This is a genomic window from Winogradskyella undariae (genome assembly GCF_013285155.1).
Taxonomy (GTDB): Bacteria; Bacteroidota; Bacteroidia; order Flavobacteriales; family Flavobacteriaceae; genus Winogradskyella; species Winogradskyella undariae.
Map to the genome: position 1 here is coordinate 25,896 of NZ_JABTEL010000002.1, position 26,567 is coordinate 52,462.

Here is a 26,567-nt window from a genome sequence, read left to right on the forward strand (position 1 = left end):
GTCGTTAGCAGACGCAATCAAATCAAAATATTACACATGAAAATTAAATATTTAATATTAACAATGTTTACCTTGAGTGCAGCTTTTAGTTTTGCTCAAGAGCGTACCAAAGATACTCTTGGAGATCAAACGGTAAACGTTATAAGACCATATACACCAACAATTTCAGATGCTTTTAAGATTAAAGATAATCCGAAGTTAAACGATTCTAATGCGGTTAAGAAAAAGGAAATAAAGTATAATATATTTTCAATTCCTGTAGCTTCAACATTTACACCTGCAAAAGGAAAAGCAGCAACGGTAGATAAGGCTAAAGCTATAAAATTATATGATAATTATGCTTCGTTAGGTGTCGGTTCTTACACCACTATTTTAGGTGAGGTTTATCTAAATCATGAACTGAGTAGGGATGAAAATGTAGGTGGTTATTTTAGTCATCATTCATCTCAAGGTGGTATTGATGGTGTAGAATTAGATGATAATTTTTCTAAAACAATGTTAAATGCTTATTACAGAAAAAGTGATAGAGATTTTACATGGCAAGTAGACGGAGGTTTTAATTTGCAAACCTACAATTGGTATGGTGTACCACAAGATTTTTATGATGAAAGTGTTTTAAATGATATTGATTCTGGGCAGACTTATAACGATTTGTATGTGGGTGGTGAAATTGATTTTGAAGATGCTATAGTAAAAGATGCAAGTCTTCGTTTTAGACACTTTGGTGATAATCACGATTCTGCTGAAAATAGATTGGTAGCTAAGTCGGGCTTTGATTTTGAAGTGCAAGATGCTGTTATTAAATCAGAGTTTTCTATAGATTATATCAGCGGTACTTTTGATCGCGATTACTATAATATTGACGAAATTAATTATGGTAATGTTACTTTCGGGTTTGCACCTTCATACCAACTTATTCAAGATGAATTAACTCTAGATTTGGGAGTTAAATTGGCATACCTTAATGACACAGAATTCAGCAATAATAAGTTTTATATTTATCCAAACATCGAAGCATCTTACCGTTTAGTAGACGAAATATTAATCGCTTTTGGGGGACTTAAAGGTGATTTAATTCAAAATTCTTATTACGATTTTGTAAATGAAAATCCATTTGTATCTCCTAGTTTATTTGTTACACCAACCAATCAGCAATACAAAACTTTTGTAGGAGCTAAAGGGAAGCTTTCTAGTAAGATGGCATATAGTTTAAAAGTGAATTATTCATCAGAGAAAAATAAGGCTTTATACAAATCAAATGAAGTGCCAAGTGCAGTTTTAACAGATTATCAGTACGGAAATTCATTTAATGTAGCTTATGATGATGTTACTACATTTTCTTTTGCAGGTGAGCTTAATGTAGATTTAAATAGAAACTTTACGTTAGGTCTAAAAGGAGAATATTTTGGGTATAGCACAGATAACGAATCTGAAGCTTGGAACTTACCAGATCTTACAGCTTCTGTATTTTTAGATTATCAAATTTCAGAAAAATGGTCTGCTGGTGCTAGTATGTTCTTTGTAGGAGAACGTAAAGATCAAGCTACATTTTATGATGTGTTAGATCCTTTGAACACAACCATAACAACGGTAAGTTTAGATAGTTATTTTGATGCTAATATGCATGTCGGTTATAAAATAAACGATCAGTTATCTATTTTTGCTAAGGGTAATAATTTAGCAAGTCAAAATTATGAACGTTGGTTAAATTACCCTGTACAAGGTATTCAGGTCTTAGCAGGCGCAACATATCAGTTCGATTTTTAAAAATAAGTAGTTCAATTAATTTAATATTCAACTTACAATTAAAAAAAGCGTTCCCTAATCGGAGCGCTTTTGTTATTTTTACATATCAATAAACCTAACGAAATGAAATTTCAAAATTACAATTACCCATTATCACGTTTAATTAAGATGAGTAAAAATGCCTTTTTATTGTTGGCTGTATTCTTTTTTATGTCTTGCGAAAAAGGGAAACAAGAAGTAGATTTAATTGTTACCAATGCTAATATTTACACCGTAGATGATGCTTTTAGTAAGGCGGAATCGTTTGTCGTTAAAGACGGTAAAATTATTGCTGTGGGGACAACTTCAGAAATGGATAAACAGTATATAGCTGCAGATACTATTAATGCAGATGGAAACACAATTGTACCAGGGTTAATTGATGCACATTGTCATTTTTTAGGCTTAGGATTTAATCAACAATCGGTTGATTTATTTGGGACGAAGAGTTTTGAGGAAATGATGAAGCGCTTATTAAATTTTCAGAATAAAAATAATAATGAATATATTTTAGGTCGTGGTTGGGATCAAAATGATTGGGAGATAAAAGAATTTCCTAATAAAAACCTGCTAGATAAACTTTATCCTAATACACCGATAGCTTTAACAAGAATAGATGGACATGCTATATTAGCTAACCAAGCAGCTTTAGATTTAGGGAATGTAACTATAGATAGTAAGATTGAAGGGGGTGAAGTTGTAGTGGAAAACGGTAAGCTAACTGGTATTTTAATAGATAATGCAGAAAGCTTGGTAATGGACCATTGGCCAAAACCAACAAAATCTGATATAACAACAGCATTATTAGAAGCACAAAAAATGTGTTTTGATTTAGGGTTAACAACTGTAGATGATGCTGGTTTAAATAGAGAGGCTATTGAGGTGATTGATAGTCTTCAAAAAGCTGGAGAATTAAAAATGCGTATTTACGCCATGGTTTCTCATACAAAAGAGAATTTAGATTACTATTTAGATAAGGGAATTACTAAAACAGATTATCTTAATGTACGTTCATTTAAGTTTTATGCCGATGGTGCTTTAGGATCAAGAGGCGCAATGCTGCGTGAACCTTATTCAGATAAACCAGGACATTTAGGCTTGTTGGTTACCGATTTAGAAACTATGAAAAAGTCTGCTGAACGTATTGCGAATTCAGAATTTCAAATGAACACACATGCTATCGGTGATTCTGCAAACCATGCTATATTAGAAACCTATAATAAAATTTTAGCAGGTAAAAAAGATAGACGATGGAGAGTAGAACATGCCCAAATTGTTTCACCTGAAGATTTTGGATTATATAAAAATGTAATGCCATCTATCCAGCCAACACATGCAACGAGTGATATGTATTGGGCAGAAGATAGAATAGGAGAAGAACGTATAAAAGGAGCGTATGCTTACAAGCAATTATTAGAAGCTTACGGAAAAGTTGCTTTAGGAACCGATTTTCCTGTAGAAAAAGTAAGTCCGTTTTTAACGTTCTATGCGGCTGTGGCAAGACAAGATTTTGAGCAGTACCCAGAAGGTGGTTTTCAAATGGAAAATGCATTAAGTAGAGAAGAAGCTTTAAGAGGAATGACCATTTGGGCAGCTTACTCTAATTTTGAAGAACATGAAAAAGGAAGTATCGAAGTTGGTAAGTTTGCCGATTTTATTATTTTAGATAAAGATATTATGTCAGTTAATACAAGTGTTATTCCTCATATTAAAGTATTAAAAGCGGTTGTAGGAGGAGAAGCGCAATAATAAATAGTTATGATAAAAAAGTCTCTTTACACGTTATTGTTCTTAGTGTTTTGTTCAAATTTTACTTTTGCTCAATACGGTTGGACAGATGCAGTTGTTTATCTTAAAAATCAAAAAGTGTTAACAGGTTTAGCTAAGATACCCATGATGTCGGATGGTTTAAATCTTAAAAAAGAGCAACTTAAATTTAAGACAGATAAAAAATCTAAGAAGTCTAAATATAAACCCGAAGAGATCGATAGTATTGTTTTTACCATTACATATAAAGAGCGTGTAAATGGTAATCGTATTGAGAAAACTCGAGTTGAAACTTATATACCTATTTATTTAAATAATAGACAAACTAAAATGGGCTTTGCTGAAATATTAGTAGATGGAGCTTTAAAATTAGTTGGTAGAACTGTATCTGTGCAATCAGGTGGAGGATTTATGCCAACTGCAGGTGCACCAAATATGGCTCCTATTTATCACCCAGGTTATATGGGGAGTCATAATCAGGTATTGATATTAAGAGATGGTGAAACACCAGAGATATTCAATCAAGTAAGTTTAACAAAGTCCTTTAGAAAAAGAGCAATGGAATATTTTGAAGATTGCCCAGTTCTTAAAACTAAAATAGAAACGAAAGAGTTTAAAAAGGAGGATTTGCAAGATATCATCAGATTTTATAATTCAAATTGCAATTAAGAAAGTCTAGCTAAATAATCAAAGTGTTCGCCATCCATTACTTTTTCGCATTTTAACCCCACAGTCAAACAAGCTGTTTTTAGAGTTTCAAAATCTAAATAGAGCCATTTCATAGGCTTTTCCTTTTTACCTTTATAAGATAAGAAATAATCTAATTCACCAGGATAACTTTGGTTTAAATCTAACCACATTCCGCCATCTTCATCTTCATACATGTAAGAAATATCAGAAGAATCAATCAAAATTTGACCATCAGTATTTAATAACGATTTTAGATGGTTTAAATGTTTAGAAACTTCAGATAACTCTTTAAAAATTCCGGTGCCATTCATCAGTAATAAAATGGTATCAAAAGTCTCAGTTTCTTCTAACAGAGGTTTTAATTCAGCATGTAAAACGCCACGTTTTTTAGCTACTTCAATAGCGCCTTTAGAGTTGTCTATAGCTTTTATTTTTAATCCTTTTTCTTGCAACCATAAAGAATGACTCCCAGAGCCACAACCAACATCTAAGGTTTTGCCTTTACTTAATTTTAAAGCTTTTTGTTCTAATTTAGGCATTTCAGCATAATTTCTAAATAAATAAGGAAGAGGTAAATCATCTTCATCCGAAATATTTGTAGACGTGATTAAGTCTTCAGTATAATTTCCGTTTTGATAATCTAATAACGCTTGTCCAAAAATATCTTTCATAAATAATTAGTGCTAAAACTTAGTTGAGTGATTTTGTTTTTCTCGGATATGAATCGAGAACTTTACTTAAATTTGTATTATGCAAGATCAAATAAATAACCTTCCAAAGCTCGCCAAAGATAAGCATAAGGAAAACAAAACCTTTTTTACAAAGCTAAAAAAGAAGCCACCAAAACAGTTAGATTATATAATGCAAGAACTCCATGAAGAAGAATTTGAACGTACCGACTGCCTAGAATGTGCTAATTGTTGTAAAACAACAGGTCCTTTATTTACCGCTAAAGATATACAGCGTATCTCCAAGTTTTTTAGAATGAAGGAGCAGCAGTTTATTGAAACCTATTTGCATTTAGATGACGAAAATGATTATGTTTTGCAATCAGTGCCTTGTACATTTTTAGGCGCAGATAATTACTGCTCTATTTACGATGTAAGACCAAAAGCATGTAGTGAGTTTCCGCATACAGATCGTAAAAAGTTTCAACAAATTTCTAATTTAACGTTAAAGAATGTGGCTATTTGTCCGGCAGCTTATAATATTGTTGAAGAAATGAAAAAGAGGATTCCTAAGTAAGAGAATAGCTTCGGAATAATTTTTGATATTTAAACAGAAAACACTTTATGAAAAATCTATTTAAAAAATTTATATTTCTATTCTTTGTGGTTAATGTCTCTCACTCACAAGCATGGTTAACTAATTTAGATATCGCTCAAAAATTAGCTTTGGTTCAGAATAAAATGGTGCTGATGGTATGGGAAGATGCTACAGAGTACGATTATCAGGTTGTTGTAAATAATGAGAATGGTAATATTGTTTTTGTTCAAAATTTATTTGAGAATGAAGAGGTGAGTCCTTTAATATGGAAATATTTTATACCTGTTATTGTAGATGAATTAGAGTATGAAGATTTGTATATGAATATTAAAGACAAACGATCTCAAAAATACATTGATAAGTTTAATGATGATTCAATTAAAATTATGGATATAAATGGTCATATTTTAAACGTATCTAATCAACCTGAAGGTTACCAAAACATCACAAAAATCATTTTAGATTATGGGTTAAATACGGAATTTATAGCAACAGAATTAAAAGGGTATAATACTAATCCAGATTTTTATTCAGCTTATTATTTGGCTTCAAAATATTTAGATTATTCATTATACACAAAAGAAAGTATTAGAGAGAATATTTTAGATTTAGCGACCATTTATTTAGATACTGCAGCTGAGTATTTAGTGAATAACCCAGAAGAAAATCAATCCGATTTATTGCAAAGGGTAGCACTTTCTAAAATTGAACAATACCTAATATTAAAGCGTCCAAGAAAGGTTTTAAGAGAGTTAAAACGAATTGATACTGAAACTATAGCGCAAAATAATCAAGGATTTGTAGACTTTTTATACTATACGTCTTACCGTGTTTTAGGAGATATAGAAGAAGCCGAATTATGGAAATCTAATATTTCTTCGTTAGATTTAAAGAAGGCACAATTGCTTATTAATCTTAATGATTAATGATTCTGAGAAATTTACACTTACAGTATAAGTTGCCCATTTGTATATTCACTTTAATAATAATTATGAGTTGTAGTTCAGAGAAAAAAATAGGAGTTCAAGGACATAGAGGTTGCAGAGGTTTAATGCCAGAAAATTCTTTAGCCGCTTTTGAAAAAGCAATAGATCTTGGTGTACAAACTTTAGAACTAGATATTGTAATTTCTAAAGATGGAAAAGTTGTGGTATCTCATGATCCTTATATGAATTCTATATTTTGTCTGACTCCTGAAGGTGGAATTATTCCTAATGATTCAGAGACTGATTACAATTTATATGAAATGAATTACGATGAAATTAAGACATTTGATTGTGGTACAAAATTTCATCCCACTTATCCAAATCAAGAAAAATTTAAAACTTATAAACCTCTATTGTCAGAAGTATTCGATTTAGTAAAAACTAAAAAATCGGATGTTAAGTTTAATATTGAAATAAAATCTGACCCTAGTTATTACGATATTTTCACACCACAACCAGAAGCTTATGTAGCTTTAGTTTTAGAAGAAATAGATAAACACGACATGTTTAGTCGTGTAAATCTTCAATCTTTTGATGTTGCTATTCTTGAAGAAGTAAAGGTACAAGCACCTAAAATACCTTTGGCTTTATTAGTGGAAGATGATGAAACTATTAATGAAAAGTTGAATCTATTATCATTTCAACCCGAAATTATAAGTCCTTATTTTAAATTGTTATCAGAAGCGTCTATTTCAAATTATCAAAAAGAAGGTTTTCAAGTTATTCCTTGGACAGTAAATACAGAAACGGATATGAAGCAAATGATAGCCTGGAATGTGGATGCAATTATTACAGACTATCCTAATGTGCTCATAGAAATTCTAAAACAATAAATAAGTATTAATTTATTTATACAATAAATACTTGTTTCTTGTAATGTTAAATTTAGCTAAGCCATTTTTCCAAGTGGCTCTAATTTCACTTTCAGATAACCCAGATTCTATTTGCTGTTGTAGTTTTTTTGTTCCTGCTAATAATGTAAAAAAGTCAGTAAAAAAGGGACCTTTAGAGCCTGCTTTTTTGTCTTTATTATAGAATTCAATTAACCATTTTAAATTAAGGGTGTCTAAATGTGCTTCTTTAGATAAGTCATAACCAAAACAAACTTTATTTTCATGTTTAGGATATTTCGCTCCCTCATTAGCTTTTGGTGTAAACTGAAATGGTAAAGATTGCTTTGCAAATAAAGGTGAGCCAACAATTTGAAATTGTTTATCTGTTCCGCGTCCTACACTAATATTAGTGCCTTCAAAAAAGCATAAACTTGGGTAGAGGTTTATAGCCGCTTCGTTAGGTAAATTTGGAGACGGTTTTATCGGTAAATTATAAGGAAGTTGATGGTTATAATTTTCAACAGAAATGACACTCAATTCACATTGTATTCCGTTCTTTAGCCATCTTTCGCCATTAATCATTTTTGCGTATTCACCAATAGTCATACCGTGAACCACAGGGATGGGGTGCATACCAACAAAACTCGTGTGTTTTTTTTCTAAAATAGGCCCATCAATATAATGCCCATTTGGGTTGGGTCTGTCTAATATGAGAACCGGAATGTTTTGCTCTGCACAAGCTTCCATGACATAATGTAGACTAGAAATATAAGTATAGAAACGAGCACCAACATCTTGTATGTCAAAAACAACAAGATCAAGTCCCTTTAATTGCTCAGCGCTTGGTTTTTTGTTTTTACCATAAAGTGAAATAATAGGTAAGCCTGTTTTAGTGTCAATGCCATCTTTTACAACTTCGCCTGCATCTGCAACACCTCTAAATCCGTGTTCTGGTGCAAATACTTTTTTTACATCAACTTTTAGATTTAATAACGAATCTACAAGATGTGTTTGATTTATAGCGTTAGATTTAGAATTGCTAGTTTTAAAAATAACACTGGTTTGGTTGGCAACAATCCCAACACGCTTTCCTTTTAATAATGGAAGGTAGTCTTGCGTTTTATTAGCACCAACAATAATTTTTTGTTTATTTAATGTACTTAACGGGGCTGGTGTGTCGTTAATAGCTAAAGTGTCTATGCTATAGTTTCCTGCATCTTTGTTTGTGCTATTTCCACATGAAAATGTTACCAATGAAATCCCAATAATTATAGAGAATAAAACTGTATTTTTGAAAACCTTTAAAAGCATATATAAGTTTGAATTTTGAATTATTTATAGCTAAACGCATAATTGGCAATAAAACGTATAAAAGTAGTGTATCGGGACCAATAATTAAAATTGGTATCGCTGCAATTGCTATTGGTGTTATTGTAATGCTTATTGCAATAGCTACAGGTTTGGGTTTACAGCAAAAAATTAGAGATAAAGTTGTTGCTTTTAATGGTCATATAGAAATTACCAATTACGATAATAATACTTCAGATGAGTCTCAAGTACCTATTTCAATTGATCAAGAATTCTATCCGAACTTTAAAGATGTTGAAGGTGTAAAGCATGTTCAAGGGGTAGCTCAAAAATTTGCAGTTGTTAGGACTGAAACTGATTTTGAAGGTATAGTTGTTAAAGGTGTTGGTGCAGATTACAGTTGGGAGTATTTTCAGGAATTTTTAATTGACGGTCGCTTACCAGATTTTACAAAAGACAGAAATGAAGAAATTTTAATATCTCAATATTTAGCCAATCGCTTAGGGTTTAAAGTAGGAGATAAGATGCAAACGTTGTTCTCAGAACGTATTGATAGATTACCTCGTCTTATGAGTTTTGAAATTGTTGGGATTTATAATTCTGGTTTTCAAGAGCTCGATGAGAAATTCTGTATTGCAGATTTAAGACATATTCAGCGTTTAAATAAATGGGAAGCTGACCAAATTGGGAATTTTGAGGTTTTTATAGATGATTTTTCAAAGATTGAAGAAAAGACATTAGAGATTTATAAAACAATTCCATCTTTAATGAATGCAAATCCAATCACTAGAAAATATTATGCGATTTTCGAATGGATTAAAATTTTTGATAATAATACTTATGGTATAATTGCTATAATGATTATTGTTGCAGGTATTAATATGATTACCGCATTGTTGGTTTTAATTTTAGAGCGTACTCAAATGATTGGTATTCTAAAAGCTTTAGGAAGTTCTAATTGGACGATTCGAAAAGTGTTTCTCTATAACGCATCTTATTTAATTGGTTTAGGTTTGCTTTGGGGAAATATAATAGGTTTAGGTTTATTATTTGCTCAAAAGTATTTTAAGCTATTTCCATTAAATCCAGATACTTATTACGTCAGTAATGCACCTGTTTATATCAGTTTAGATTATATCGTTCTACTTAATATTGGCACATTTATAGCTTGTTTATTAATGTTGTTAATTCCTTCAATTATTATTTCTAAAATTTCCCCAGTAAAAGCTATCCGATTCGATTAATCCATTATTAGAGGTTGTTAGTTAGTTGTTTAATGTTTGTGTTTTAGTATGGCTGTGCATAACTAGATTAATTAATATTTATCGTTTATTTCCTTTCAATTCCATTATTTTTGCACTTCTGAAAAAATAATTATGGATTACGTAGAAAATATATTAGGTACTATAGGGAACACACCATTGGTTAAAATGAATAAACTAGTGGAAGATTTACCTTGTTTGGTACTTGCTAAATACGAAACTTTTAACCCAGGAAACTCTGTAAAAGACAGAATGGCTTTGCAAATGATTGAAGATGCAGAAGCAGATGGTCGTTTAAAACCAGGAGGAACTATTATTGAAGGAACTTCGGGAAATACAGGAATGGGATTGGCTCTAGCAGCCATTATAAAAGGATACAAATGTATTTTTGTAATGGCAGATAAGCAGTCTAAAGAAAAAGTAGATATTCTTAAAGCTGTTGGTGCAGAAGTTGTAGTTTGTCCTACAGCAGTAGAACCAGATGATCCACGTAGTTATTATTCTGTATCTAAACGTTTAGGAGCAGAAACACCAAACTCTTGGTATGTTAATCAATATGATAATCCTAGTAATACAAAAGCACACTATTTAAGTACAGGTCCAGAAATTTGGAAACAAACCGATGGTAAAATCACACATTTTGTTGTTGGTGTTGGTACCGGTGGAACAATTAGCGGCGTAGGTAAATATTTAAAAGAACAAAATCCAAATATTAAAGTTTGGGGAGTTGATACTTATGGTTCGGTATTTAAAAAATATCATGAAACAGGTGAGTTTGATGAAAATGAAATTTACCCTTACGTAACCGAAGGTATTGGTGAAGATATTTTACCTAAAAATGTAGATTTCGATATTATTGATGGCTTTACTAAAGTTACAGATAAAGATGCTTGTGTTTACACACAACGTTTAAGTAAAGAAGAAGGAATGTTTTTAGGAAACTCTGCAGGATCTGCAATTAAAGGAGTGTTACAGTTAAAAGAACAGTTTAAACCAGAAGATGTTGTTGTTGTTTTGTTTCATGACCACGGAAGTCGTTATGTAGGAAAAATGTATAATGATGATTGGATGCGTGAAATGGGTTATTTAGATTAATAAATAACTCTTTATATAAAAGTGAAAATCCTGATTTAATTATCAGGATTTTTTTGTTTAACAGCATTATAAAAGCAACGAAATAACTTGTAGTACATTTTAAAAAGGAAGTTACAGTTAACATATTTAGATGATTACAGCTTTCTCTATAACCTAAATTTGTCTATATTGGGTCCCTAAACCAATTTCTATGAAGCAATTATACATATTCGTTTTAGCTATAAGTATCAGTTGTGTTAGTTTCTCGCAAAACACATATATTCAATTAGAGTTGGTAAATCCAAGTATTGGTCAGCCGTCAACAGGTAGTTCATGGGATACAACTTCTAATGATGATGGTTTAAATGCGATATTAAATTCGTACACTATTTCTTCGTATCAGGTTTTATATCCTGAAGTTCACTCTGGTTTGTTTTACGATGAAGATGCAATTAACTCTAGATATATGAATGTTGTATGTCAAAATTGTGATTTAGAACAACTAATTTTAGATTTAACAGCTTATTCAAATGTTGTTAAATATGCTATCGGAAATGATACAGATGATTATTTGAAAATAAGTAACGGTCTATCTTTTAATTTGGTTGATGATAACATAGGAGCTGCAACAGGAGTAAATGCTATGAATATTATTGAAACAAATGATGACGGTTTAAATCAGATTTTTAGCAATTTTAATGTTAGAGGTTATGAATTGGTTGACAATCCTTATAACGGTTTCAATGGAAATAAATCTATTGTTTGTGATTGTAATGCTGATTTGTTAAAACTAGAATTAGAGTCGTACGACGCTGTAATTTCAGAAGTATATGATGTTAATTCTATAATATTATTATCTGTAGATGAAGTTACAGAAACAGCTGTGAGTATTTATCCTAACCCGTTTAATAATAAAGTAATAATTGAAATAAACCAACCTATAGAAAATGTAATGCTATATAATATTTTAGGAAAACAGGTTTACAAATCAGCTTCAATTAAAGATTTAGAGAATTTTTCTTCAACATTAAAATCTGGAGTTTATCTTTTAAAACTTTTAACTTCTAATGGAGAATCTATGACTAAAAAACTAATAAAGTCTTAGTTTTTAATCCGCGTTTTCTGTTTTTTGAGAATACAATAAAATTTTATTTATTGTATATATAAACATAAAGTATTTAATTCATCCCTATTATAAAACAAAAATCCTGATATCACTATCAGGATTTTTTATTTAGTAACTAAAAAATAGATGGCTTCAATTTAATAATACATTATGGTTGCAATAGTATTTGCCTACCTTCACCCAAAAGTAATACCATACTATAATGACAGAGTTAAAAGTAAATAGACCAGAACCGTTTTTACCATTACAAGATATGGTAATTTATAATCGAGGAGAAGATCTTCAGCAAGTTATAAAAGTATTAGAAAGCGGTAAGCCTGTTTTAATTACTGAATTTTATAATAACGGAGCTATATTACTTAGAGGTCTTCAAGAACATTTAAACAGAAAACTACCTAATAAGTCGTTCAAGGAGCAGAGAATTTATCGCTCGGAATATCATAAGCTTTCAAACCTTATTAAGATTCAGATTGAAAATCATCAATTGTTAGTGAAAAAATCACCTGTTATAGGATGGTTTGAAAAATTGTACCCTGATACTAGTGACTTTTTATTAAGTCTTCCGCAGGTACAAGGTTTTAATAGTGCGTGGCAATGGTATAAAAATGGGATTACAATCCCTGTTTTACGAAATAAAATTCACCCTTACTATGGTACTTATTTTCCAACACGCTTTGAACACTTAGAATTGTTTGATAACTGGTTAAAGCGCTATACAGGTCCTAAGAAGTCAGCGATAGATGTTGGTTTTGGTAGTGGAGTCTTAGCATTACAAATTATAAAGCATGGATTTCAAAAAGTATTCGGAACAGACACCAATCCTAATGCTGTTATTGGTTTAACAGAATCGATGGGTGAGACTAAGCTTTCAAGGAAAATAGAATTAGATTTTGGATCACTTTTTGGTAAATGGGATAAACCAGTGGAACTTATTGTTTTTAATCCGCCTTGGTTACCTGAAACTCGAAATGTAGAAAATTTAGATGCAGCTATTTATTATAATGATACATTGTTTCCTCATTTTTTCGAAGCAGCAAAACAAATGCTACTGCCAGACGGTAAGTTGGTGCTTATTTTATCTAATCTAGCAGAAATAACAGGCTTATCTAAATCAAATCCTATTGAACAAGAAATAGCAGAAGGAGGACGTTTTCAGTTAGAAAAATGTTATACCAAAAATGTTAAAAAGGCATCTGATAAAACAACTCGCGATTCTCATTATCGTAAAACCGAAGAAGTTCAGTTATGGGTGCTTACTCATGCTAAGTAAAAGGTTGTAACACTTGGTTTTTAAAATGTAAATACGTGAAGGTATTATTGATTTAAATTTTAATCAATATAATAAGTTCATTAATATTTCGGTGTACCTACAAATAAGGTTAAAGAAGAATACAGGGATATTATAAAGGTTTTAAAATCTTAATATTTAGACGTTTCTATTATATATTTGTGAAATTAATTAGATTAATTCTCTATAAGTATCAAATATGTGATGTATTCGTCATACTTTTTAGAAAGTATCAATAATTTAGTATATATTGGCTAAAGAGCATTTTTTACCGACAAAGTGTTTTTGAAATTAGCCCCAATATAACATGAAAGTAGAGCAACTATCCTTAAAGGATTCTACATGGAATGATGAGGTAAATAATATTAAGATTGTACCTACTATTCTCTTATTATTTGTATCACCTTTATTTGTTTCTAAGAATGATTTGGTAAACAAATTAATTATACTTTATCCTGAAGCTACAATTGTTGGCTGCTCTACAGCTGGTGAAATATCTAATACAAACGTATCTGATAATTCTGTCTCACTTACAGCAATTGAACTTGAAAAGACAAATCATAGATTAGTAAAAGTTGACGTCGATAGCATGGCCAAGAGTTATGAAGCGGCTACTTCTCTTGCAAAAAAACTTAATAAAGACAATCTTAAACATGTTTTGGTGTTTAGTGATGGCTTAAATGTTAATGGTGCTGAATTAGTAGCAGGCTTAAAAAGCATTTTACCAGAAGTTAGTATTACTGGTGGTTTAGCTGCTGATGGATCAGATTTTAACGAAACGTTTGTAATAGCAAATGGCACTACAACGGATAAGATAATTGTTGGATTAGGGTTTTATGGTGACCACTTAAAAATTGGTTATAGCTCTAAAGGAGGATGGGATAGTTTTGGCATTGATCGTTTGGTAAGTAGGTCTGAAAAAAATGTACTATACGAATTAGATGGTTTACCAGCATTAGAATTGTACAAATCTTTTTTAGGAGACAATGCATCAAAATTACCCAGTTCAGGCTTATTATTTCCTTTAAGTATGCGTGTAAATGAAACGGATGCACCTGTTGTAAGAACTATTCTAGGTATTAATGAAGAAGAACAAAGCTTAACTTTTGCGGGCAATATACCAGAAGGTTCTTATGTACGCTTAATGAAAGCAAACGTAGACCGGCTTATTAATGGAGCAGAAGATTCTGCAAAAAAAGCATTAGAAGTTACAAAGCAAGATACAAAATTGGCAATTTTAATTAGTTGTATAGGTCGTAGATTGGTATTAAAACAACTTATAGAAGAAGAAGTCGAGGTTGTAAGAGATGTAATAGGTAAGGATACTAAAATTACAGGCTTCTATTCTTATGGAGAAATAGCTCCCTTTGGTTTATACTCACCTTGCGAACTTCATAATCAAACAATGACAATTACGACATTATCCGAATGGTAAATTCTAACATGCATAGATTATTACGAAGACAAATTCGTAAAGCAGGCTTTGAAGAAGCAGATTTAGAAAAGTTTAAAGACTTTTTTGAAGTCGTTAATGAAGCCTATAAAAGTTTTGATGATGATGTAAAACATCATGAAATTATTTTTGAAGAAAGCTCTAACGAACTTTACAGAGCCAATTTAGCTTTAAAATCTAAAGTTAATAGTGTAGAGACTAATTTAAATGCCATTGTAAATACTATTGAAGGTGTCATCTTTAAAACAGATATGGATGGGAATTTTATATATCTAAACAAAGCGTGGGAAGATTTAATTGGTATACCTATTAAAGATGTATTGGGTAAGAACTATAGAGATTTATCAATAGGAATTAATAAAAAAGAACAAGTTAAAATTTCTAAATTTTTAAGAGGAAAAGATAATGATTATAGTTCTTTATTTTACTTTAATAAATCTAAAGGAGAAAAAATTTGGATTCAATTACGATTAGTTATTATTTGCGATTCAAATGGTACATATAATGGCACTATTGGTACTATGACAGATGTAACTCAGTTAAAAGAAATTGAACTAGAGTTAAGTGAGGCTAATAAAACAAAGGATGAATTTGTGTCTACAATGTCTCATGAAATAAGGACGCCTTTAAATGCTGTAATTGGTATGTCTGATATCTTGTTGTTGGAAAATTACTTGCCAGAACAATTAGAGAATTTGCAAATTTTAAAATATTCAGGAGAGCATTTATTAGAATTAATCAATGACCTATTAGATCTCAATAGATTTAAGTCCGATGAAATAAAACTGATTGAAAAGGATTTTAATCTTCCAGAATTTATTCAGAATATTCAGCTGCATTTTAAACAAACAGCAATAAAAAAGAATCTAAATTTCGATACCATTATTGACAGTAATATTCCTTTAGTCTTAAAAGGAGATAGTCTAAAATTATCGCAAGTTTTAAGAAATTTATTAAGTAATGCTTTTAAATTCACAGATGAAGGTAGTGTTATTTTTAAAGTAGAGGTTGTTGAAACTGTTTCAAATAAAACTAAAATACGTTTTAGCATTATAGATACCGGAATTGGTGTTTCTTATAACAAGCAAAAAGATATATTTAAAAGCTTTGTTCAGGCCAATGATAATACATCTGCGCTCTATGGAGGTTCTGGTTTAGGATTATACATTAGCAAGGAACTTATAAAAATTCATGATAGTAATTTACATATAGAAAGTGAAGAAGGAAAAGGGGCTAAATTTTGGTTCGAAATTTCATACAAGCACTCTAAAGTAAAATTAATCGATGACCATAATTATGTATCAAAAACAGAAACAATTGATATAAAAGTTTTAGTAGCAGAAGATAATAACCTTAATGCATTACTACTTAAGAAGTTATTTAAAAAATGGAAAATAGATTATGCAATAGCTAAAAACGGACAAGAACTATTGGATATATACATAAATGAAGATTTCGATTTAATCTTAATGGATTTACAAATGCCTGTTTTAGGTGGTTATGAAACAACAATGAGAATCAGAAAAATGTCGGATAACATTAAATCGATCATCCCAATTGTTGCATTGACAGCTTTTACAGAATCTGAAGTTAGAGATAAAACAAAGCGCTATAAAATGAATGGATATCTTAGCAAACCTTTAGATATTAATGAATTATATGATGTTCTTAATCTTTACAGTTCTAAAAAACAATAATTATTATAATTGTTTTTGTTCAATATTTTAGTACTTTAGGTCAATGCAAGAAGATTTTCTTCATTACATATGGAAACATAAAGCCTTTAATTCGTCACTTTTAGTAACTACAAACGACGAGAAAGTTCGTATTGTTAATTTAGGTCAACATAATCATAATGCTGGTCCAGATTTTTTTAATTCGCAATTAACGATTGAAAATCAATTTTGGGCAGGTAATGTAGAGATTCATATTAAATCTTCAGATTGGTATGTTCATAATCATGAAACAGATAAAGCTTACGATAATGTAATTCTTCATGTGGTTTGGGAGCATGATACCGAGATTTTTAGAAAAGATAATTCAGAAATTCCAACCTTAGAATTGAAACATTATGTAGATAAAAGTTTAATTCATAATTACCAGAAACTTTTAAAGTCTAAAACATGGATTAATTGTGAAACCAATTTCAATGAGGTTGATGATTTTTTACTTAATAATTGGCTAGAGCGTCTTTATATTGAGCGTTTAGAGCAAAAATCAGAAACTATTCAAGATTTATTAATAGCTTCTAATAACGATTGGGAAGCTGTATTGTTTAAAATGTTATTGAAGAATTTTGGATTAAAAGTAAATGGAGAATCGTTTTTAAGCATAGCAAATTCTTTTGATTTTTTAGTTTTTAGAAAATTACAAAATAATGTACATAATGTAGAGGCGTTATTGTTTGGTCAAGCCAATTTATTAGAAACGGAAACTATAGAAGAAACCTATTTTTCAGGCTTAAAAAAAGAATACAGTTTTTTTAAGCATAAGTTTAATTTAGATAGTCGAGGTGTGTTACCTCTACAGTTTTTTAGGCTTCGGCCACCAAATTTCCCCACAATTCGTTTATCTCAATTTGCAAATTTATATGCGACTGAGCCTCATTTGTTTTCAAAAATGATGAATTTAAATACTTTAAGTGAGTTATATGACTTCTTTAATTTAGGTGTAACTCAATTTTGGGAGACCCATTATACATTTGCTAAATCTTCAAAAAAGGCAAAGAAAATAATGACTAAATCTTTTATAGATTTATTAATTATAAATACTTTAATTCCTTTTAAATTCAGCTATGCTAAATCACAAGGAAAATCGATTGAAGAAGATTTATTTCAGCTTATTAGAGATTTAAAAATTGAAAATAACAGCGTAATCAATAAGTTTTTAGAGCTTAAGTCTGTTGATAAAAATGCATTGAGTTCTCAGGCATTATTGCAATTAAAACAATACTACTGTGATAAAAATAAATGTTTGCATTGTGCCATAGGAAATCGTCTAATTGTAAAAAAATAGTAAATTGCAGCATGAATTGGTTCTATGCACTCTTATTATATTTTCAAAAACGCGGTTATTACGTTTGTCAACGTATAGCTGATCGTCTAGGGATTAGAGCAAAAATTGTGAGAACATCATTTATGTATCTCACCTTTGTAACTCTAGGTTTTGGTTTTGCACTGTATTTATTTATGGCCTTTTGGATGCGTATTAAAGACATTGTTTATACAAAGCGCTCTTCTGTTTTTGATTTATAAAAATGAATAACACTCTTTTAAAACTTTACCGATCTAAGATTTATACAGCTGTGATGCTAGTCATTATCTTGCTTACTATTGGTGTTTTAGGTTATCGGTATATTGCAGGGTATTTTTGGTTAGATGCTTTATATATGACAGTTATTACCGTAACAACTGTTGGTTTTGCTGAAGTCAATCCGTTAGATACGCCTTCTAAGATATTTACTATTTTTCTAATCTTAACAAGTATTATTGTTTTAGGATATGCTATTTCAATTATAACAGAATATATTTTGAACAGGAATAATTATGAAGATATAAAACAAAGGAAGATGCAAAAGAAAATTGAAGAGATGTCAGAACATATTATTATATGTGGATATGGGCGTAATGGAAAACAAGCTGCTAAAAAATTATTATCCTATGAAAAATCATTTGTAATTATAGAAGAAAATAAAGAAGTCATAGAGAAATGTCAAAATCATGATTTGCCTTTTGTCTTAGGAAATGCAAATGATGACGAAATCTTAATAGAAGCAGGTATAAAAAAAGCAACAACTTTAATTTCTGCTTTACCTAATGATGCAGATAATTTATTTGTGGTTTTGTCTGCAAGACAGATTAATGCTAAGTTAAATATTATTAGTAGAGCATCTGAAGAAACATCGTACAGTAAATTAAAATTAGCAGGAGCTAATAATGTAATACTACCAGATCGAATTGGAGGAGACCATATGGCCTCTTTAGTGGTTACGCCAGATTTAATTGAGTTTATAGATAACTTAAGTATTGTTGGAGAACGCAACGTAAATATGGTTGAAGTTAAAGTAGAGCTACTTTATAATGCACAAGAAGAAAAAACAATTAAGGACTTAGATTTGAGAAATAGGACAGGTTGTACTGTTATTGGATTTAAGAATGATAATGGGGATTATGTTGTTAATCCTGAGGCAGATACTAGGCTGGTCCCTGGGTCTTATATCATAGTCTTAGGACGTCCTGAACAAATTATGAGGCTCAATTCTGAGTTCGAATTGGAGTAAAAAATATCATCATTTTTTGAGCTCATACTTCATATGCTCAATTTTTTTTTGCATCTTGTCGACTTCTAAACTTAAAAACTAACTAATAAAGATACTAATGAAGAAATACCTTCTATCAATTTTTGCATTGATTTTACCACTTTTAAACTTCGCACAAGAAACAACTTCCGAAAAAATTGATGTCATTTTTAAGGAATATACAGGTTGGTTTGTTGATGCTATTTTTTACGAAATTCCATTTTCAGAAACTTATAAAATTCCGTGGGTACTTATCATTTTAGTTGGTGGTGCCTTATTTTTTACGATCTATTTTAAATTTATCAATTTTACGGGCTTTAGAATGGCTATTAGAGTTGTTAAGGGTGAATATGAAGATATTGAAAAGCATGGTGCAGATACTTTATATGGTGATAATACAGCTAATGAAGGAGAGAATATTATTGAAACAATGAAAGATGATGGTGCAGACGGAGAAGTTTCGCATTTTCAAGCTTTAACAGCTGCTTTATCTGCGACTGTAGGTTTAGGTAATATTGCAGGTGTTGCCGTAGCATTGTCTATTGGTGGACCAGGAGCAACATTTTGGATGATTGTAGCAGGATTGTTAGGTATGGCATCAAAATTTGCAGAATGTACACTTGGTGTAAAATATAGAGATGTTGGAGAAGATGGAACGGTATATGGAGGTCCAATGTACTATTTAACTAAAGGATTACGATCTAAAGGAATGGGGGGATTAGGAAAAGTACTTGCTGTCATATTTGCTATATTTGTAATCGGTGGATCTTTTGGTGGAGGAAACATGTTTCAAGCCAATCAAGCTGCAGCTCAATTTGTTAAATTATTCGAATTAGATCCAGCTTCTAATGCAGGGTTATATTTTGGTTTAGTTATGGCGGCTCTTGTAGCTGTAGTAATTATTGGAGGTATTAAGCGAATTGCTAAGGTAACTGAAAAAGTAGTTCCTTTTATGGCAGGTATATACGTGTTAGCTTCTTTAATTATTTTAGGAGCTAATTTTAGTTTAATAGATGATGCCTTTGCTTTAATATATCATGGTGCATTTTCTGGATTAGGAATAGCGGGTGGACTAGTAGGTGTAATGATTCAGGGGATTAGAAGGGGAGCCTTTTCTAATGAAGCAGGTGTTGGTTCTGCGGCTATTGCGCATTCAGCTGTTCGCACAAGATATCCAGCTTCAGAAGGTATTGTTGCACTTTTAGAACCTTTTGTAGATACGGTTGTAATTTGTACAATGACAGCTTTAGTAATTGTAATTACTAATTTTGATGGTGGTTTTATGGAATATGGAGTAGAAATCACGGAAGGTGTAGAAATTACAGCCACAGCATTTGATTCAGTGATTCCACATTTCTCTATCGTTTTAACAATCGCTGTTATATTATTTGCTTTTTCAACGATGATTTCTTGGTCTTACTACGGAATGCAAGGTTGGGTGTTTTTATTCGGGAAAGGGAAAATTACAGATTTAATCTATAAAATATTATTCTTATTCTTTGTTGTAGTTGGTGCTTCTATTAGTTTAGGTGCCGTAATTAACTTCTCTGATGCTATGATTTTTGCGATGGTAGTCCCTAATATTATAGGTGTAGTAATTTTATCTCCAATTATTAAGAAAGAATTGACGAGATATTACAAAGCTATTAATGTAAAACATGAGGCAATAGAAGACGGTGCTGATAACTTAAATGAAATTCTATAAAATAAAAATATAATATTATGAAATCCCATTTCCAGTTTACTAATCAACAGCGGAATGGGATTTTTTTATTGTGTGCTATTATAGTTATTCTACAGTGTTTGTATTGGTTTGTTCCAAATGTCTTTTCATTTACTAATAATACTATTCCTGAAAATACAAATAAGATAAATGCTTTTAAGAAAGAATTAGATTCACTTAGATTAATTGAAATAGAAAATAGTAAACCTAAAATTTATCCATTCAATCCTAATTATATTACAGATTATAAAGGCTATTCATTAGGTATGACAAATGCTGAAATAGATAGACTTCATAAATTTAGAGCGACAAATAAATGGGTGAATTCAGCTAAAGAATTTCAACAAGTCACTAAAGTTTCAGATTCTTTTTTAAAAACAATAACACCTTATTTTAAATTTCCTGATTGGGTTACGAATCCAAAACCAAAATCTCAAGGGAATTATAACTCGTACACTTCAAAGCCAAAGACTTTTAATCAAAAGATAGATTTGAATACTGCAACGGCAATCCAGTTGCAAAAAGTGTATGGAGTAGGTGAAAAGCTTTCAGAGCGTATTATCAATTACCGAAATAAATATAAAGGCGGATTTATAGCAGATATTCAGCTTTCTGAAGTTTGGGGTTTATCCACAGAAGTTATTGAGCGTATACATAATGATTTTACTGTTAAAACTCCTAGAGCGATAAAAATTGTCCATTTAAATACAGCAACAAGAGATGAGTTAGTCACCGTTCAATACATAGATTATGAGGTTGCTAACAATATTATTGAAGAAAGAACGCTTAGGGATGGCTTCAGTTCTTTAGATGAATTAATGAAGGTCGAAGATTTCCCTATCAAAAAAATAGAGATAATTAAGTTATATTTGCAACTCTAACAAACAACAATTCATGTCTAACTTATATTTTACAGAAGAGCACAATTTATTCAGAGAAAGTCTTAGAGACTTCTTGCAAAAAGAAGTCGTTCCTCATATTGATAAATGGGAAGAAACAGGCCATATAGAACGTTTTATTTGGAAGAAATTTGGAGATATGGGCTATTTTGGAATTGCTTACCCAGAGCAATATGGCGGACTAGATCTAGATCTTTTTTATACCATTATCTTTCTTGAAGAATTACAACGTATTAATTCTGGTGGATTTGCCGCTGCAATGTGGGCACATGCTTATTTAGCGATGACCCATCTAAATAAAGAAGGTGATGATGCTATAAAAGAAAAATATTTAGCAGATAGCATTTCGGGTGATCAAATAGGATGTCTTTGTATAACAGAACCTTTTGGAGGTAGTGATGTTGCCGGTATGCGCACAACAGCTGTAAAAAAAGGAGATACTTATGTTATCAATGGTTCTAAAACCTTTATAACAAATGGTGTTTATAGTGACTATTTAGTTGTTGCTGCTAAAACCAATCCTGAATTAGGAAATAAAGGGATTAGTATTTTTGTTATGGATAGAGATACACCTGGTATTTCTGCTACAAAATTAGATAAATTAGGCTGGAGAGCTTCAGATACTGCAGAAATTGCATTTGATAATGTTGTAATCCCTACTTCTAATTTAATGGGGGAAGAGAATAAAGGATTTCCATATATTATGCAACATTTTGCTTTAGAGCGCTTGATAATGGGGGTTAATTCTCATGCAAGAGCAGAGTATGCTTTAGAATACGCAAAACAATATATGTCTGAAAGAACAGCTTTCGGTAGAACAATAGATAAATTTCAAGCCCTAAGACATTCTTATGCCGATTGCGAAACGCAAATGGAAATTTGTAAGCAATTTAATTATTATGTTGCCAAGCGTTTAGATATGGGAGAATATGTAGTGAAAGAAGCTACAATGTCTAAGTTGCAGTCTACAAAAATGGCAGATGATGTTATTTATCAATGTCTTCAGTTCTTAGGTGGTTATGGTTATATGGAAGAGTATCCTTTAGCACGTATGTCTAGAGACAGTAGATTGGGCCCAATAGGAGGTGGAACTTCAGAAATACTTAAAGAAATCATTGCTAAAATGGTAATAGATAGTAAAGACTATAAACCAGCAACGTAAATCTCACATTATAATATTGAATTTAAAATCCTGCTAATTAGCAGGATTTTTTTTACCTATTCTTTAATTTTAGAGATGTTAATCGTTATATTTAAAATTAGTCGCACATTTGTAATATGAGTCTAAAACCTTTTTCAGATTATTTATTATTAGAAAAAAAATACTCTAAGCATACACTGATTGCTTATGTCAGAGATATTGAAACTTTTCAAGAGTTTTTAAAAAAGCATCACAATTCAGAGAGTGTCACTAAAGCAGGTTATTCCGAAATCAGACAATGGATTGTAGAGTTAGTAGATAATGATATTTCAAATAGAACTATAAATAGAAAGATAACGTCATTGAACACCTATTATAAATTCTTACAAAAAGTAGAAGAGATTAAAGAGAATCCTTTAAAAAAACATAAAGCTTTAAAGGTTGGAAAGAAAGTACAACTTCCATTTTCAGAGAAAGAATTAAAAATAGTATTAGAAAATGCTATAGAAGTAAATGATTTTGAAACGGCAAGAAATCAATTAATCATTGAGATGTTTTATGCAACAGGTATGAGACGAATAGAATTGGTCAATGTAAAGTTAGTTGATGTAGATGTCGAAAGCAATCAAATTAAAGTGCTAGGGAAGCGAAATAAGGAGCGTTATATCCCATTAATTGATTCTGTTATTAAATCTTTAAAATGTTATTTAAAATATAGAAAAGATTTGCCCTTAATAGAAAATAGTGAGATGTTATTTTTAACCCAAAAAGGGGTTAAAATTTATGAAAAGCTTGTTTACAGAATAATAAATAAGTACTTTAGTGAAGCTTCCACGAAAGTAAAATGCAGCCCTCATGTGTTAAGACATTCGTTTGCTACACATTTATTAAGTAAAGGAGCTGATTTAAATGCAATTAAAGAACTTCTTGGTCATGCTAGCTTAGCAGCCACTCAAGTTTATACACATAATAGCATTAGTGAATTAAAAAAAGTGCACGAAAAGGCACATCCAAGAAACCTACGTTAAGCTTTATGCTTAACATATAGAAATTACTGCTAAAGCAAATAAATAGGCTTTAGTAGGTTTATACAACTTAAAATAAACAATATGAAAGTAAACACTCAATCCGTTAATTTTACAGCAGACACTAAACTGATAGATTTTATTCAGAAACGAATGGATAAATTAGATATGTATTACGATAAAATAATACAATCAGATGTGTATTTAAAAGTTGAAAACACAAGTGATAAAGAAAATAAAATTTTTGAAGTAAAACTAAGTGTACCTGGTGATAGTTTTGTTGTTAAGAAGCAATGTAAGACATTTGAAGAAGGGGCAGACGCTGCTATTGCATCTTTAGGAAGACAAATTAAGAAGCGAAAAGAGAAATTAAGAGCACATATTTAAAATTTTTTTCAAAAAAGTTTTGAATAACTGAAAAAAGGTTTTACATTTGCATCCCGTTAGAGATAGCGGGACTTTTTATGAGCTCTTTTAGAGAGTTGAAAAGTAATAAAAGCCGATGTAGCTCAGCTGGCTAGAGCAGCTGATTTGTAATCAGCAGGTCGTGGGTTCGAGTCCCTCCATCGGCTCTTTAAGGATTTAGTTTTTAAATAAATTCTTGATGTTTTTTTTTGAAATATTGAAATATTTTTTTGGGGAGATACTCAAGCGGCCAACGAGGGCAGACTGTAAATCTGCTGACTACGTCTTCGCAGGTTCGAATCCTGCTCTCCCCACAATTATTTTAAAACCTTTAATTAAAGAGATTTAATTATAAAATGCGAGAGTAGCTCAGTTGGTAGAGCGTCAGCCTTCCAAGCTGAATGTCGCCAGTTCGAACCTGGTCTCTCGCTCAAAATTTTCGAGTTTAGACGCGTGATTTTTACTTCATAAATCTAACTAATCGGTAATCGTAAATGAAAAGCCGGTGTAGCTCAGGGGTAGAGCGTTTCCTTGGTAAGGAAGAGGTCACGAGTTCAATTCTCGTCATTGGCTCTTTTTTTTCTAAGTTAATTACATTTAGAATATATAATTAAACACTAATAATATAATTAAGATTAAAATAAATTAAACATGGCAAAGGCAACTTTTGATCGTTCAAAACCACACTTAAATATTGGTACTATTGGACACGTAGATCACGGTAAAACAACTTTAACTGCTGCTATTACTAAAGTATTAGCTGATGCAGGTTTATCTGAAGCGAAAGATTTCGATCAAATCGATAACGCACCAGAAGAAAAAGAAAGAGGTATAACAATTAATACTTCACACGTAGAATATGCAACTGCTAATCGTCATTACGCTCACGTTGACTGTCCAGGTCACGCGGATTACGTAAAGAACATGGTTACAGGTGCTGCTCAAATGGATGGTGCTATCTTGGTTGTTGCTGCAACAGATGGTCCAATGCCACAAACACGTGAGCATATCCTTTTAGGACGTCAGGTAGGTATTCCAAGTATGGTTGTATTCATGAATAAAGTGGATATGGTTGATGATGAGGAGTTACTTGAATTAGTTGAAATGGAAATTAGAGATTTATTATCATTCTACGAATATGATGGTGATAATGGACCTGTAATTGCTGGATCTGCTTTAGGTGCTTTAAACGGAGAACAAAAATGGGTTGACACTGTTATGGAATTAATGGCAGCTGTTGATGATTGGATTAAGGAGCCTGTTCGTGATATGGACAAGCCTTTCTTAATGCCTATAGAAGATGTATTTTCTATTACAGGTCGTGGTACTGTTGCAACTGGTCGTATTGAGACTGGTGTAGCTAACACAGGAGATCCTGTTGAGATCATCGGTATGGGTGCTGAGAAATTAACATCTACTATTACAGGTATTGAAATGTTCCGTCAGATTTTAGATAGAGGTGAAGCTGGTGATAACGCTGGTATCTTATTAAGAGGTATTGAGAAATCTCAAATCTCTAGAGGTATGGTAATCGTTAAGCCTGGTTCTGTAACACCACACTCTAAGTTTAAAGCTGAGGTTTACGTATTGAAAAAAGAAGAAGGTGGACGTCATACTCCATTTCATAATAACTACCGTCCACAGTTCTACGTTCGTACAACTGACGTAACGGGGAACATTATGCTTCCTGATGGAGTTGAAATGGTTATGCCTGGTGATAACTTAACAATTACTGTTGAGTTGATTAACACAATTGCAATGAACGTAGGTTTACGTTTCGCTATCCGTGAAGGTGGTAGAACAGTTGGTGCTGGTCAGGTTACTGAAATTTTAGACTAAGCTTTATAGTTAAAATAATTTAATTAAGGTGTCTTGAAATCTCGAGACACCTTGATTAATGTTTACGGGTTTAGCTCAGTTGGTAGAGCACTGGTCTCCAAAACCAGGTGTCGGGAGTTCGAGTCTCTCAACCCGTGCAAATAAAATTTAATGGATTATTTTTTTAATCCTTAATAAAGTAAATTACAAATGGCAGGATTAGTAACATATATAAAAGAATCGTTTGGTGAGTTGAAGAACAATGTGTCATGGACACCATGGCCAGAAGCTCAAAAATTAGCCGTGATTGTTGCTGTATTTTCAATTATTTTTTCTCTAGCTATTTGGGGAGTTGATACTGTTTTTAGTAGAGCGGTAAAAACTTACTTTGAAATAATTCACTAACAATTATACAAGAAGA

Annotated in this window: 24 protein-coding genes and 5 tRNA genes; 27 read left to right on the forward strand and 2 right to left on the reverse strand. The window is 31.4% G+C overall.

The annotated features are described in order from the left end of the window. Positions 1-36 precede the first annotated feature (36 nt). From HSX10_RS02425 to HSX10_RS02435, 3 genes are all read left to right on the forward strand, one after another. Entirely contained in the window at positions 37-1,767 is a 1,731-nt protein-coding gene (locus HSX10_RS02425) for a porin family protein (RefSeq protein ID WP_173586621.1), read from the forward strand. A 102-nt stretch (positions 1,768-1,869) separates the two neighbouring features. Beyond that, positions 1,870-3,534 (forward strand): amidohydrolase, encoded by a 1,665-nt coding sequence (locus tag HSX10_RS02430; RefSeq protein WP_437344038.1) that lies wholly within the window; start codon positions 1,870-1,872, stop codon positions 3,532-3,534. Between the two features lie 9 nt (positions 3,535-3,543). After that, a complete protein-coding gene (locus HSX10_RS02435; RefSeq protein ID WP_173586622.1) occupies positions 3,544-4,221 on the forward strand; it encodes a hypothetical protein in 678 nt (225 codons plus the stop codon). On the opposite strand, the gene HSX10_RS02440 is transcribed toward HSX10_RS02435, so the two are convergent. Next, positions 4,218-4,913, reverse strand: a complete 696-nt coding sequence (locus tag HSX10_RS02440) for a class I SAM-dependent methyltransferase (RefSeq protein WP_173586623.1) — start codon at positions 4,911-4,913, stop codon at positions 4,218-4,220. The genes HSX10_RS02435 and HSX10_RS02440 overlap by 4 nt on opposite strands. A 79-nt stretch (positions 4,914-4,992) precedes the next feature. Between HSX10_RS02440 and HSX10_RS02445 the strand changes: the two genes are divergently transcribed. From HSX10_RS02445 to HSX10_RS02455, 3 genes are all read left to right on the forward strand, one after another. Beyond that, on the forward strand, positions 4,993-5,487 hold the full coding sequence (locus HSX10_RS02445; RefSeq protein ID WP_173586624.1) for a YkgJ family cysteine cluster protein: 495 nt from the start codon (positions 4,993-4,995) through the stop codon (positions 5,485-5,487). Positions 5,488-5,534: 47 nt separating this feature from the next. Beyond that, positions 5,535-6,434, forward strand: coding sequence for a thioredoxin domain-containing protein (locus HSX10_RS02450; protein WP_173586625.1), 900 nt, complete (start codon positions 5,535-5,537; stop codon positions 6,432-6,434). Positions 6,435-6,499: 65 nt separating this feature from the next. After that, on the forward strand, positions 6,500-7,327 hold the full coding sequence (locus HSX10_RS02455) for a glycerophosphodiester phosphodiesterase (protein ID WP_173586626.1): 828 nt from the start codon (positions 6,500-6,502) through the stop codon (positions 7,325-7,327). A gap of 12 nt (positions 7,328-7,339) precedes the next feature. Here HSX10_RS02455 and HSX10_RS02460 read toward each other — a convergent pair whose 3' ends face one another. Further along, positions 7,340-8,638, reverse strand: a complete 1,299-nt coding sequence (locus tag HSX10_RS02460) for an exo-beta-N-acetylmuramidase NamZ family protein (protein ID WP_173586627.1) — start codon at positions 8,636-8,638, stop codon at positions 7,340-7,342. Between the two features lie 8 nt (positions 8,639-8,646). Between HSX10_RS02460 and HSX10_RS02465 the strand changes: the two genes are divergently transcribed. The 21 genes from HSX10_RS02465 (at position 8,647) to secE (ending at position 26,551) form a co-directional block, all read left to right on the forward strand. Beyond that, the gene (locus HSX10_RS02465) at positions 8,647-9,879 is read left to right on the forward strand and encodes an ABC transporter permease (RefSeq protein WP_173586628.1); all 1,233 of its coding nucleotides are present in this window, start codon (positions 8,647-8,649) and stop codon (positions 9,877-9,879) included. A 132-nt stretch (positions 9,880-10,011) separates the two neighbouring features. Further along, on the forward strand, positions 10,012-10,992 hold the full coding sequence (locus HSX10_RS02470) for a PLP-dependent cysteine synthase family protein (protein WP_173586629.1): 981 nt from the start codon (positions 10,012-10,014) through the stop codon (positions 10,990-10,992). Between the two features lie 190 nt (positions 10,993-11,182). Next, positions 11,183-12,076 (forward strand): T9SS type A sorting domain-containing protein, encoded by an 894-nt coding sequence (locus HSX10_RS02475; protein ID WP_173586630.1) that lies wholly within the window; start codon positions 11,183-11,185, stop codon positions 12,074-12,076. 223 nt (positions 12,077-12,299) lie between these two features. Beyond that, positions 12,300-13,367, forward strand: a complete 1,068-nt coding sequence (locus HSX10_RS02480; protein ID WP_173586631.1) for a methyltransferase — start codon at positions 12,300-12,302, stop codon at positions 13,365-13,367. 325 nt (positions 13,368-13,692) lie between these two features. After that, positions 13,693-14,820, forward strand: coding sequence for an FIST signal transduction protein (locus HSX10_RS02485; RefSeq protein WP_173586632.1), 1,128 nt, complete (start codon positions 13,693-13,695; stop codon positions 14,818-14,820). Positions 14,821-14,828: 8 nt separating this feature from the next. After that, a complete protein-coding gene (locus HSX10_RS02490) occupies positions 14,829-16,535 on the forward strand; it encodes an ATP-binding protein (protein ID WP_173586633.1) in 1,707 nt (568 codons plus the stop codon). Positions 16,536-16,578: 43 nt separating this feature from the next. Continuing rightward, a complete protein-coding gene (locus tag HSX10_RS02495) occupies positions 16,579-17,853 on the forward strand; it encodes a DUF2851 family protein (RefSeq protein ID WP_173586634.1) in 1,275 nt (424 codons plus the stop codon). An 11-nt stretch (positions 17,854-17,864) separates the two neighbouring features. After that, complete coding sequence (locus tag HSX10_RS02500) at positions 17,865-18,092, forward strand: PspC domain-containing protein (protein ID WP_173586635.1); 228 nt, start codon at positions 17,865-17,867, stop codon at positions 18,090-18,092. A gap of 2 nt (positions 18,093-18,094) precedes the next feature. Continuing rightward, a complete protein-coding gene (locus HSX10_RS02505; protein ID WP_173586636.1) occupies positions 18,095-19,117 on the forward strand; it encodes a potassium channel family protein in 1,023 nt (340 codons plus the stop codon). Between the two features lie 97 nt (positions 19,118-19,214). Continuing rightward, positions 19,215-20,840: an alanine/glycine:cation symporter family protein gene (locus HSX10_RS02510; RefSeq protein WP_173586637.1), complete on the forward strand. Its 1,626-nt coding sequence runs from the start codon at positions 19,215-19,217 to the stop codon at positions 20,838-20,840. A gap of 17 nt (positions 20,841-20,857) precedes the next feature. Beyond that, a complete protein-coding gene (locus tag HSX10_RS02515) occupies positions 20,858-21,739 on the forward strand; it encodes a ComEA family DNA-binding protein (RefSeq protein WP_173586638.1) in 882 nt (293 codons plus the stop codon). Positions 21,740-21,752: 13 nt separating this feature from the next. Beyond that, positions 21,753-22,919 carry an acyl-CoA dehydrogenase family protein gene (locus HSX10_RS02520; RefSeq protein ID WP_173586639.1) on the forward strand — a complete coding sequence of 389 codons (1,167 nt, stop codon included), beginning with the start codon at positions 21,753-21,755 and terminating at the stop codon, positions 22,917-22,919. Positions 22,920-23,035: 116 nt separating this feature from the next. Continuing rightward, positions 23,036-23,926 carry a tyrosine-type recombinase/integrase gene (locus HSX10_RS02525; RefSeq protein WP_173586640.1) on the forward strand — a complete coding sequence of 297 codons (891 nt, stop codon included), beginning with the start codon at positions 23,036-23,038 and terminating at the stop codon, positions 23,924-23,926. 81 nt (positions 23,927-24,007) lie between these two features. After that, positions 24,008-24,310, forward strand: a complete 303-nt coding sequence (gene hpf / locus HSX10_RS02530) for a ribosome hibernation-promoting factor, HPF/YfiA family (protein ID WP_173586641.1) — start codon at positions 24,008-24,010, stop codon at positions 24,308-24,310. Positions 24,311-24,421: 111 nt separating this feature from the next. Then, positions 24,422-24,495, forward strand: a tRNA-Thr gene (locus HSX10_RS02535). A 65-nt stretch (positions 24,496-24,560) separates the two neighbouring features. After that, positions 24,561-24,642: transfer RNA gene (locus tag HSX10_RS02540), tRNA-Tyr, on the forward strand. A gap of 44 nt (positions 24,643-24,686) precedes the next feature. Beyond that, positions 24,687-24,759 (forward strand) — tRNA-Gly (locus HSX10_RS02545). A 70-nt stretch (positions 24,760-24,829) separates the two neighbouring features. Next, positions 24,830-24,901, forward strand: a tRNA-Thr gene (locus HSX10_RS02550). Between the two features lie 78 nt (positions 24,902-24,979). Beyond that, positions 24,980-26,167 carry an elongation factor Tu gene (gene tuf / locus HSX10_RS02555; protein WP_173586642.1) on the forward strand — a complete coding sequence of 396 codons (1,188 nt, stop codon included), beginning with the start codon at positions 24,980-24,982 and terminating at the stop codon, positions 26,165-26,167. A gap of 64 nt (positions 26,168-26,231) precedes the next feature. Beyond that, positions 26,232-26,304, forward strand: a tRNA-Trp gene (locus tag HSX10_RS02560). A 52-nt stretch (positions 26,305-26,356) separates the two neighbouring features. Next, positions 26,357-26,551 (forward strand): preprotein translocase subunit SecE, encoded by a 195-nt coding sequence (secE, locus tag HSX10_RS02565; RefSeq protein ID WP_173586643.1) that lies wholly within the window; start codon positions 26,357-26,359, stop codon positions 26,549-26,551. The last annotated feature ends 16 nt before the right edge of the window (positions 26,552-26,567 follow it).

What these genes read in the sequence shown, in the direction of transcription:
- HSX10_RS02490 (WP_173586633.1), top strand. Translation starts at nt 14,829, where the DNA reads ATGCATAGATTATTACGAAGACAAATTCGTAAAGCAGGCTTTGAAGAA.
- HSX10_RS02505 (WP_173586636.1), top strand. Translation starts at nt 18,095, where the DNA reads ATGAATAACACTCTTTTAAAACTTTACCGATCTAAGATTTATACAGCT.
- secE (WP_173586643.1), top strand. Translation starts at nt 26,357, where the DNA reads ATGGCAGGATTAGTAACATATATAAAAGAATCGTTTGGTGAGTTGAAG.
- HSX10_RS02520 (WP_173586639.1), top strand. Translation starts at nt 21,753, where the DNA reads ATGTCTAACTTATATTTTACAGAAGAGCACAATTTATTCAGAGAAAGT.
- HSX10_RS02455 (WP_173586626.1), top strand. Translation starts at nt 6,500, where the DNA reads ATGAGTTGTAGTTCAGAGAAAAAAATAGGAGTTCAAGGACATAGAGGT.
- hpf (WP_173586641.1), top strand. Translation starts at nt 24,008, where the DNA reads ATGAAAGTAAACACTCAATCCGTTAATTTTACAGCAGACACTAAACTG.
- HSX10_RS02510 (WP_173586637.1), top strand. Translation starts at nt 19,215, where the DNA reads ATGAAGAAATACCTTCTATCAATTTTTGCATTGATTTTACCACTTTTA.
- HSX10_RS02495 (WP_173586634.1), top strand. Translation starts at nt 16,579, where the DNA reads ATGCAAGAAGATTTTCTTCATTACATATGGAAACATAAAGCCTTTAAT.
- HSX10_RS02450 (WP_173586625.1), top strand. Translation starts at nt 5,535, where the DNA reads ATGAAAAATCTATTTAAAAAATTTATATTTCTATTCTTTGTGGTTAAT.
- HSX10_RS02460 (WP_173586627.1), bottom strand. Translation starts at nt 8,638, where the DNA reads ATGCTTTTAAAGGTTTTCAAAAATACAGTTTTATTCTCTATAATTATT.
- HSX10_RS02440 (WP_173586623.1), bottom strand. Translation starts at nt 4,913, where the DNA reads ATGAAAGATATTTTTGGACAAGCGTTATTAGATTATCAAAACGGAAAT.
- HSX10_RS02480 (WP_173586631.1), top strand. Translation starts at nt 12,300, where the DNA reads ATGACAGAGTTAAAAGTAAATAGACCAGAACCGTTTTTACCATTACAA.
- HSX10_RS02515 (WP_173586638.1), top strand. Translation starts at nt 20,858, where the DNA reads ATGAAATCCCATTTCCAGTTTACTAATCAACAGCGGAATGGGATTTTT.
- HSX10_RS02475 (WP_173586630.1), top strand. Translation starts at nt 11,183, where the DNA reads ATGAAGCAATTATACATATTCGTTTTAGCTATAAGTATCAGTTGTGTT.
- HSX10_RS02430 (WP_437344038.1), top strand. Translation starts at nt 1,870, where the DNA reads ATGAAATTTCAAAATTACAATTACCCATTATCACGTTTAATTAAGATG.
- HSX10_RS02525 (WP_173586640.1), top strand. Translation starts at nt 23,036, where the DNA reads ATGAGTCTAAAACCTTTTTCAGATTATTTATTATTAGAAAAAAAATAC.
- tuf (WP_173586642.1), top strand. Translation starts at nt 24,980, where the DNA reads ATGGCAAAGGCAACTTTTGATCGTTCAAAACCACACTTAAATATTGGT.
- HSX10_RS02470 (WP_173586629.1), top strand. Translation starts at nt 10,012, where the DNA reads ATGGATTACGTAGAAAATATATTAGGTACTATAGGGAACACACCATTG.
- HSX10_RS02485 (WP_173586632.1), top strand. Translation starts at nt 13,693, where the DNA reads ATGAAAGTAGAGCAACTATCCTTAAAGGATTCTACATGGAATGATGAG.
- HSX10_RS02500 (WP_173586635.1), top strand. Translation starts at nt 17,865, where the DNA reads ATGAATTGGTTCTATGCACTCTTATTATATTTTCAAAAACGCGGTTAT.
- HSX10_RS02425 (WP_173586621.1), top strand. Translation starts at nt 37, where the DNA reads ATGAAAATTAAATATTTAATATTAACAATGTTTACCTTGAGTGCAGCT.
- HSX10_RS02445 (WP_173586624.1), top strand. Translation starts at nt 4,993, where the DNA reads ATGCAAGATCAAATAAATAACCTTCCAAAGCTCGCCAAAGATAAGCAT.
- HSX10_RS02435 (WP_173586622.1), top strand. Translation starts at nt 3,544, where the DNA reads ATGATAAAAAAGTCTCTTTACACGTTATTGTTCTTAGTGTTTTGTTCA.